Origin of the sequence: Azospirillum formosense (assembly GCF_013340925.1) — a bacterium.
Taxonomy (GTDB): domain Bacteria; phylum Pseudomonadota; class Alphaproteobacteria; order Azospirillales; family Azospirillaceae; genus Azospirillum; species Azospirillum formosense.
In genome coordinates this window covers 1-8651 of the sequence record NZ_WHOR01000252.1, presented here as the reverse complement: position 1 = coordinate 8651, position 8651 = coordinate 1, and the positions used below count along the sequence as shown (strand labels likewise).

General features: G+C 69.4%; 9 protein-coding genes. 1 reads left to right on the top strand and 8 read right to left on the bottom strand.

The genetic code is table 11. The annotated features are described in order from the left end of the window. Positions 1–123: 123 nt before the first annotated feature. From GBZ26_RS23715 to GBZ26_RS23690, 6 genes are all read right to left on the bottom strand, one after another. Positions 124–1176: a LacI family DNA-binding transcriptional regulator gene (locus tag GBZ26_RS23715; protein WP_174440962.1), complete on the bottom strand. Its 1053-nt coding sequence runs from the start codon at positions 1174–1176 to the stop codon at positions 124–126. Positions 1177–1188: 12 nt separating this feature from the next. Next, positions 1189–2127, bottom strand: coding sequence for a 2-hydroxyacid dehydrogenase (locus GBZ26_RS23710; protein WP_174440961.1), 939 nt, complete (start codon positions 2125–2127; stop codon positions 1189–1191). A gap of 25 nt (positions 2128–2152) precedes the next feature. After that, entirely contained in the window at positions 2153–2941 is a 789-nt protein-coding gene (locus GBZ26_RS23705; protein ID WP_281427544.1) for an amino acid ABC transporter ATP-binding protein, read from the bottom strand. Between the two features lie 235 nt (positions 2942–3176). Further along, on the bottom strand, positions 3177–3989 hold the full coding sequence (locus GBZ26_RS23700) for a transporter substrate-binding domain-containing protein (RefSeq protein ID WP_174440960.1): 813 nt from the start codon (positions 3987–3989) through the stop codon (positions 3177–3179). A gap of 34 nt (positions 3990–4023) precedes the next feature. Next, the gene (locus GBZ26_RS23695) at positions 4024–4677 is read right to left on the bottom strand and encodes an amino acid ABC transporter permease (protein WP_014197338.1); all 654 of its coding nucleotides are present in this window, start codon (positions 4675–4677) and stop codon (positions 4024–4026) included. 14 nt (positions 4678–4691) lie between these two features. After that, positions 4692–5366 carry an ABC transporter permease subunit gene (locus GBZ26_RS23690; protein ID WP_174440959.1) on the bottom strand — a complete coding sequence of 225 codons (675 nt, stop codon included), beginning with the start codon at positions 5364–5366 and terminating at the stop codon, positions 4692–4694. A 387-nt stretch (positions 5367–5753) separates the two neighbouring features. Between GBZ26_RS23690 and GBZ26_RS23685 the strand changes: the two genes are divergently transcribed. Next, positions 5754–7007 carry a molybdopterin molybdotransferase MoeA gene (locus GBZ26_RS23685; RefSeq protein WP_174440958.1) on the top strand — a complete coding sequence of 418 codons (1254 nt, stop codon included), beginning with the start codon at positions 5754–5756 and terminating at the stop codon, positions 7005–7007. Between the two features lie 46 nt (positions 7008–7053). Here the strand turns inward: GBZ26_RS23685 and GBZ26_RS23680 are convergent, their stop codons facing one another. Together GBZ26_RS23680 and GBZ26_RS23675 are read right to left on the bottom strand one after the other, a co-directional pair. Beyond that, on the bottom strand, positions 7054–7380 hold the full coding sequence (locus tag GBZ26_RS23680; protein WP_014197334.1) for a DUF1244 domain-containing protein: 327 nt from the start codon (positions 7378–7380) through the stop codon (positions 7054–7056). Between the two features lie 11 nt (positions 7381–7391). Continuing rightward, positions 7392–8594, bottom strand: a complete 1203-nt coding sequence (locus GBZ26_RS23675) for a DUF2478 domain-containing protein (RefSeq protein WP_174440957.1) — start codon at positions 8592–8594, stop codon at positions 7392–7394. Positions 8595–8651: the final 57 nt, after the last annotated feature.

Below are 8651 nucleotides of genomic sequence, written 5' to 3'. Positions count from 1 at the left end.
GGTGGGCAGGGCGGACAGCCAGTCGCGGCTCTTGCGCGCCTGGATCAGGGCGTCAACGGAATCGCCGAATGCGGCGTTGTTCATCTCTTCGGGCATTATCGTCGGGCCTTCGCTTTTCTTCGGTTATTGGTGCTTGTCGGGTTGGGCTCTCATGGCGCCGCAGGACTCGCGGATGACCAGCCGGGCGGGCAGGATCACGCGCTCCGGCGCGCCCTGCGGGTCGGCGATGCGGCGCAGCAGCAGGCGGGCGGCCTCCTGCCCGATCTGGCGGGCGGAGGTCGCGACGGTGGTCAGGGCGGGACGGCTCATCGCCGCTTCGGCCATATCGTCGAACCCTGTCACGGCGATGTCCCGTCCTGCCCGCAGACCGCGGGCCTCCAGCCCCAGCATCACGCCGAACGCGACCAGATCGTTGTAACAAAGCATTGCGGTGGGCGGGTCGGCAAGGTCCATCAGCGGCCCCACCGCGTCCAGCCCGCCGCGGCGGGTGGCCGGGCAACGGACGACGAGGTCCGGGGTCAGGCCGTGGCGGCGCAGCGCCGTGGCGAAGCCGACGCGGCGCCCGGCGAAGGCGGAGTGGGACAGGTTGCCGCCGACGAAGGCGATGCGGCGATGGCCGATCCGCAGCAAATGCTCGGTCACCATCTCCATGCCGAACTCGTAATCCACCCCGGCGTAGTCGCCTTCGCGGGCGGAGATGAAGCGCAGCGCCTGGACGACGGGAAGCTGCCACTGGCGCAGCCGGTCGAGCAGGGCCGGCGACGTGCCGGCGGCGGGGCAGATGATCACCCCGTCCACGTTCTGCTCGCGCATGCGCTGGAGGTAGCGGTCCTGCCGCTCCCCCGATTCCGCGGTGTTGGCGAGGAAGGCGACGACCCCCTGCTCACCCAGCACGTCGTCCACCCCGGCGGTCAGCTCGCCGTAGAAGGAGTTGTTGATCTCGCAGACGAGCAGCCCGACCGTGTCGGTGCGCGCGGCGCGCAGGGTCGCGGCGCCGCGGTTGTAGACGTAGCCCAAGGCTTCGATGGCGGCCTGCACGCGCTCCCGCGTCTCGGCGGCGACCAGCGGGCTGCCGCGCAGGACGAGCGAGACGGTGGACCGCGACACCCCGGCGTGGTGCGCCACCTCCGTCAGGGTGATGCGGGCCGGTCCGCCGCGCTCGTCGAGGATGGTCATTCACGCCGCCATTCAGACGACGGCGGTCGGCAGCGGCTGGCCGGCGAAGAAGGCGGACAGGTTCGCCAGCACCAGATTGCCCATGGCCATCCGCGTCTCGACGGTGGCGCTCGCCTGATGCGGCTGGAGCACCACATTGTCCAGGCCGAACAGGGCCTCCGGCGCGTGCGGCTCGTTGGCGAAGACGTCCAGCGCGGCTCCGCCGAGGCGGCCGTCGGTCAGGGCGGCGACCAGTTCGGGCTCGTCCACCACGGCGCCGCGGGCGACGTTGACCAGCAGCCCGTCCGGCCCCAGCGCCTCGATCACCGCGCGGTTGACCATGTTGCGGGCGTCCGGCCCGGCCGAGGCGGCGACGATCAGGATGTCGCTCTCCCGCGCCAGATCGACGGGAGAGGCGACGAAGCGGTAGGACACGTCGCTGCGCGGCTTGCGGTTGGTGTAGGCGATGTCCATGCCGAATCCGGCGGCGCGCTGGGCGATGGCCATCCCGATGCGGCCCAGACCCAGGATGCCCAGCCGCTTGCCGGTCACCTTGCGGGCCAGCGGCAGCCCGCCGCCCGGCCAGCGCCCGGCGCGCACGAAGCGGTCGCCGACCATCATGCGTCGCGACCCGGCGATCATCAGCCCGATGGCGAGGTCGGCCACGTCGTCGGTCAGCACGTCGGGCGTGTTGGTGACGCGGACGCCGCGGCCGGCCGCGTGCTTCAGGTCCACCGCGTCGGTGCCGACGCCGTTGATCGCGACGATCCCCAGGCTGGGGCAGGCGTCCATGATGGCGTTGCTGACGCCCGTGCCGCCGCCGGTGACGACGGCGCGGACGCGCGGCCCCACCTCGGCGACCAGCCGGTCGCGGTCGGGCGCCCCGGCGAGGCGGTGGACGGTGTAGCCCGCGTCCAGCGCCGCCTCGATGTCCGGCATCATGGATTCGACGAGGAGGATCTCCGGCTTCATCAAAAGCGTCCTTCGTGGAATGGGCTCAGTGGGTGAGGATCTGGCCGAGGAAGTTGCGGGTCCGTTCGGACTTCGGATTGGTGAAGAACTCGGCGGGGGTGGCCTGCTCGACGATCTCGCCGCGGTCCATGAAGATGACGCGGTCGGCGACCGACTTGGCGAAGCCCATCTCGTGCGTGACGCAGAGCATCGTCATGCCGTCCTCGGCCAGCCCGATCATGGTGTCGAGAACCTCCTTAACCATTTCCGGGTCGAGGGCGGAGGTCGGCTCGTCGAACAGCATGACCTTGGGGTTCATGCACAGCGACCGGGCGATGGCGACGCGCTGCTGCTGCCCGCCGGAGAGCTGGCCGGGGTACTTGTCCGCCTGTTCCGGAATGCGCACGCGGGCCAGATACTTCATGGCGATGTCGCGCGCCTCCTGCTTGGAGGTGCCGCGCACCCGCATGGGGGCGAGCATGCAATTCTCGACCACGGTCAGGTGGGGGAACAGGTTGAACTGCTGGAACACCATACCGACGTCGCGCCGCACCTGATCGAGGTGGCGGTGGTTGGCGTCGATGGTGACGCCGTTGACGGTGATCGTGCCCTTCTGATGCTTCTCAAGCTGGTTGATGCAGCGGATCAGCGTGGACTTGCCGGAGCCCGAGGGGCCGCAGATGACGATCCGCTCCCCCTTGTGGACCTCCAGCTCGATGTCCTTCAGCACATGGAAGCTGTCGTACCATTTCTGGACGCCGGCCATCCGGATGACGACCTCGCCGCTGACCGGCCGCGGCGCGGAGACGTCCGTGGTATCGTAAGCCGAGGCCATGGGGACTCCTCCAAAATTGGCCCTCTCCCGCCCCGGGAGAGGGAAGGGACCCACGCGAAGCGTGGGAAGGGTGAGGGTGCCGCCAAGAAGCAGCGTCTGATCCTCGCGCTACCCTCACCCCGCTCTCGGCGGATGCCAATGGCATCCGCCTGTCGCCGTCAGCGCTGGCTTTCAGCCAGCGCGAGAGGCCGCTTCGCGGGCACCCTCTCCCGGGGCGGGAGAGGGGATTAAGAATTTACGACTTGGTCAGCGGGGGCAGGTCGGTGCCCAGCCACTTCTTGTGGACCTCGTTCAGCTCGCCGTTCGCCTTCGCGGTCTCGATGAACTCGTTGACCCACTTCAGCAGGGCGTCCTGGCCCTTGCGCATGGCGATGCCCTGGACCTGACGGTTCAGCACGAACTTCATCTCGTAGTTGGCCTGCGGGGCCAGCTTCTTGATCTCCTTGGTGACCACGTTGCTGAGGCCCAGCGCGTCCACCTGACCGGACAGCATCGCCTGCACGGCGCTGGCGTCGTCGTCGAAGCGCATGATGCGCGCGTCCTTCGGGGCGACGGCGGTCAGGGCGTTGTCCTGGGTGCTGGCGCGGGCGACGCCGACGCGCTTGCCCGACAGCTCCGCGGCCTCCTTGATCTTGGTGTTGGCCGGGGCGACCAGACCGATCTCGATGGCGGCGTAGGGCTCGGAGAACTGCACCTGCTCGGCGCGGGCCGGGGTGATGCCCAGCGAGGCGACCAGCAGGTCGACCTTGTTGGTCAGCAGGTAGGGGATGCGGTTCGGGCCGGTGACCGGAACGATCTCAACCGGGACGCCCATGTGCTTGCCCAGCAGCTTGGCGACGTCGGCGTCGTAGCCGTCCGGCTTGCCGTCGGCGGTGGTGATGCCGAAGGGCGGGAAGTCCACCAGCATGCCGATGGTCAGCTTGCCCTTCGACTTGATCTCGTCGACGGTCTGGGCGGCCGCCGGAACGGCGAGGGCGATGGCGCCAACGGTGGCGGCAGCCATCATGGCGCCAGCGACGGCGAGGCGGCGGGTGATCGACAGGGTCATTGGGGGTTTCCTCACGGTTCTTATGAAAGAAGAGTCAGCGGGTGGCGAGGGCGTAGCGCCGCTCCAGGCGGGCGCTGAGCAGCGACAGCGGCCAGCACATCAGGAAGTAGAGCACCGCCACGATCCCGAACACCAGGAAGGGCTGGAAAGTGGCGTTGTTGACGATCTGCCCGGCGCGGGTCAGCTCGGTGAAGCCGATGATGGCGGCCAGCGACGTGCTCTTGATGAGCTGGACGAGGAAGCCCACGGTCGGCGGCACCGCGACCTTCACCGCCTGCGGCAGGATCACGTAGCGCATCAGCCCCGGGTAGCGCAGGCCGAGGGCCGAGGCGGCCTCCCACTGGCCGCGCGGCACCGCCTGGATGCAGCCCCGCCAGATCTCGCCGAGAAAGGCGCTGGCGTTCAGCGTCAGGCCCAGAGCGGCGGCGGCCCAGGGGTTGAGGTCGAGCCCCATCACCGTGGCGCCGAAGAACACCAGGAAGAGCTGCATCAGCAGCGGCGTGCCCTGGAACAGCTGGATGTAACCGGTGGCGGCCAGCCGCACCGCCTTGATGTCCGAGGTGCGGGCCAGCGCGATGACCAGCCCGACCGTGGCCCCGCCGATGAAGGCGATGGCCGACAGCGCCAGCGTCCACTGCACGGCGCTGAGGAGGAAGAGGAACTCGTTGTAACTGAAGGCGCGGATCATGGTTCGGCCCTCCCTCAGCGCCGGTCGGTGTCGTAGGCGAAGGCCAGCTTGTAGATGCCGGCGAACAGCGCGGAGAACGTCATCGCCAGCGCCAGATAGATGCCGGTGACCACGATGTAGATCTCGAAGCTGCGGAAGGTCTGCGACTGGATGTTGTTGGCGACCGAGGTCAACTCGTCCGCCGAGATCGCCGAGACCACGCTGGAACTGAGCATCAGCAGGATGAACTGGCTGGTCAGCGCGGGATAGACGGTGCGCAGCGCCGGCTTGATGACGATGTAGCGGAAGACCTGCAACGGCTTCAGCCCCAGGGCCAGCCCGGCTTCGATCTGGCCCTTTTGGATCGATTCGATGCCGGCCCGGATGATCTCCGTCGCGTAGGCGCCGACGTTGACCACCATGGCGATCAGCGCGGCGAGGTCGGGCGACAGGCGGATGCCCATGGTCGGCAGGCCGAAGAAGATCAGGAAGATCTGCACCAGGAAGGGCGTGTTGCGCACCACCTCGATGTAGGCGTTGATCACCCAGCGGACGGGTTTCGGCCCGGACGTCTTGCCGAGCGCGCAAAGGATGGCGACGATCAGGCCGAGAATCATGGCGCCGATCGACAATTGCACGGTCAGCCACGCGCCCTGGAGCAGATAGTCCCAGGAATCGATGACCGCCTTGAAATCGAAGGTGTAGTTCACGGGCTTTCCCTCCGCTTCCCTACCGGGGCGCTGCGCGCATTCGGTGAACGGTCCCTTGTGCGGGATTCTCGTTGTCGGCCTCTCGTCCTCCGGCGAACCGTGGCGATGCCTCCGGCGCCGGATGTTGCGGGCAGCCTATTTGGATCGATCCAAACACGCAAGACGGAAAACGCAGCGCTGCGAAAATTAATTCGTGCAGCCAACAATCATGCCGCGAATTTCCCGGCCTGCCGCTCCACCGCGATGGTGCGTCCCCGAACGGACGCTTGCGCCGCGCCGCGTCTTGACGATGATCAAGGTGGAAGAGAGTCGCGCACCGGACTATCCGGGGTGATATGACGCGGTGCCGCCCCCGAGAGCGGCCCCCATAGGGAGAAGGATTGTCGCATGGACTGCTTCGCCGGCCCCGGCCCCGCTGCCCCCATCCCGCTGGACGAGGCGCTGGCCCGCGTGCAGCGGAGCTACGGCGCGGTGACGGAGCCCGAGGAGGTGCCGCTGCGCGCTGCGCTCGGCCGCATCCTGGCGGAACCGGTGACGGCGACGGTGAACGTGCCGCCGGTCGCCGTCTCGGCAATGGACGGCTGGGGATACGGCAAGGCGGACTCCGCGGGTGCGGAAGGCGATGTCCTGCGGCTGGCCATCGTGGGGCGCGTGCCCGCCGGCTCCGTCTTTCCCGGCACGGTCGGGCCGGGCGAGGCGGTGCGCATCTTCACCGGCGCGCCGATTCCGGCGGGGGTGGACACCGTCGCCATGCAGGAGGACTGCCGGGCCGAGGATGGGGCGGTGCTTGTGCCCGCCAGCCTGCAGCGCGGCGCCAACATCCGCGACGCCGGGGAGGACATGACGGCCGGATCGGTCGTGCTGACTCCCGGCCTGCGCCTGCGCGCCCAGGAGATCGGTCTGGCCGCCGCGGTCGGACGGTCGAGCCTGTCGGTTCGCAAGCGCCTGCGCGTCGTCCTGTTCTCAACCGGCGACGAACTGCGCGAGCCGGGGACGGACAAGCCGGAGGGCACGATCTACGACGCCAACCGCTACACGCTGGCCGCCCAGCTCGACGCGCTAGGGGCGGAGGTGCGCGACCTCGGCATCCTGCCGGACAAGCCGGACGTGACCCGCGCCGCCCTGGCCGACGCCGCGGCGACCGCCGACCTCGTCGTGACCTCCGGCGGCGCGTCGGTGGGGGAGGAAGACCATGTGAAGAGGGTGGTCGGCGAGCTTGGCTCCGTCGACCTGTGGAAGCTCGCCCTGAAGCCGGGCAAGCCGCTGGCGCTCGGGCGCATCGGGACCACCCCGTTTCTCGGCCTGCCGGGCAACCCGGTCTCGGCCATGGTGACCTTCATGCTGGTGGGCCGCCCGCTGGTGCTGCGCCTGTCGGGGGCGGAGCGCGCTCCGACCCCGCGCTGCCTCGTCGTCGCCGGCTTCGCGTTCAAGAAGAAGCCGGGCCGCCGCGAGTTCCTGCGTGCCCGTCTGGCGACCGGACCGGACGGCCGCCCGGTCGCCCACAAGTTCCCCAGCGACAGCTCCGGTGTCCTGACCTCGATGGTCGAGGCCGACGGCTTGGTGGACATGCCGGCCGACGCCACCACGATCCGCGACGGGGACATGGTGGAGTTCCTGCCCTTCACCGGCCTGTTCGCCTGAACGCGGGATGACCCCTCTCCCGGAGCGGCGGGAGAGGGGCAGGCCGTCACTTCTTCGGCATGTGGCCGCTGATCTCGGCGTGCAGGGGCTTGGTGTCCTCGAAGGTCTTCTGCTGCTCGGGGGTGGCTTCCTTCTGGTGCTTCGCCTTCCATTCCGAATAGGGCATGCCGTAGACGGCGATGCGGGCCTCCTCGTCGGTCAGCGGCACGTTCCGCTCCTTGGCGGCGGCGGCGTACCATTTGGACAGGCAGTTGCGGCAGAAGCCGGCCAGATTCATCAGGTCGATGTTCTGCACGTCGGTGCGCTTCTGGAGATGCGCGACCAGACCGCGGAACGCGGCGGCTTCCAACTCGGTGCGGGTCTTCTCGTCCATTCCAATCCCTCTCAGTTCTGTTCGTTGTACAGCGTGACGAAGCGGCCGTGGCGGTGGAAGCTCTGGGACGAGCCCCCGGCCAGGATGGCCTCGGCCACGGCGTCGCGGTCCTCCACCACGAAGCCGGACAGCGCGGCGACGCCGTAGCGGAACAGCCGTGGGGTCAGCGGCGTCCCCGGCCCGACCAGGGCGACGCGGGTTCCCTGCGCCACCGACAGCAGGCGGGGCAGGGTGCGGTTGGTCAGGGTGGAGGCGGTGATCGCAGCACCCTCCGCGCCCGGCAGCAACCATTCCCCGGCGGCTTCCGGATACTCCCCGTCGCTGGGGTTCATGTCGACCACATGGGCGTTGGGCAAACGCCGGGCAATCTGCGGGAAGGCCCCGAAGACGACCACGCGCCCCTCCATCCCGGCGAACAGGTCCAGCCCGTTGGCCGTGGGGCCGGTCAGGTCGGGGCGGTTGTAGTGGGCGTTCAGCGCGGCCATGCCGACCGCGGACTCCTGAGGGTCCCAGGAGCGGGCGGCGTGGGCGGCCAGCCCGGCAAGGCCGACGCCGGCCCAGCGCGCCGGATCGGGCGGCGGCGCCGACTGCGGGCGGGCGGCCAGCCCGATGCCGCGCCCCGTGGCGCTGTCCGTCTCCACCATGATCCATTTGGCGCCGACGGTGATGGCGCGCACCTCGGCGTCCTCGACCCCGTGCAGCAGGTCGTCGTAGAGCCGGTGCGCCCCCCACCAGCGCCACAGCGCGTCCTCGTGCGGCGAGATCAGGGAGGTGAAGCCGCCGGTGAAGCTCTGCCATTCGTTGAGGAAGCGGCTGCCGACGCTGGTCAGCACCGGGATGCCCTCGGCGATGCCGGCCAGCAGCTCGTCCGCCAGCCCCTCGCCGTGCGCCTCCAGCCCGGCGAACTTGTTGACCACCAGCAGGTCGGCACGCTCCGCGATGGCGCGGCGCAGCGCCTGGCTGGCTTCGGCCACCCCCTGCGGATCGACGCGGCAGGACTGGGACTGGCGGCCGAGATGCTGGGAGATGTCGTAGGCCTGGCCGGTGGCGACGTCCACCAGCTCCATCAGGTCGGCGCAGTCGCCGGGGGCGCCGGTGTTGCGCTGGATCACGCCGCCGACGCGGAAGCCGCGCCGCTGCAGCTCCGTCACGAATCGGTCGATCATCGCGTCCACGGCGGTGGAGCCGGGGCCATGGACCCGGCCCTTATACACATCCGACGCTGCCGACGATCTACCCTGTGGAGAGTTCGGGCGGCGCCCGTTACTACA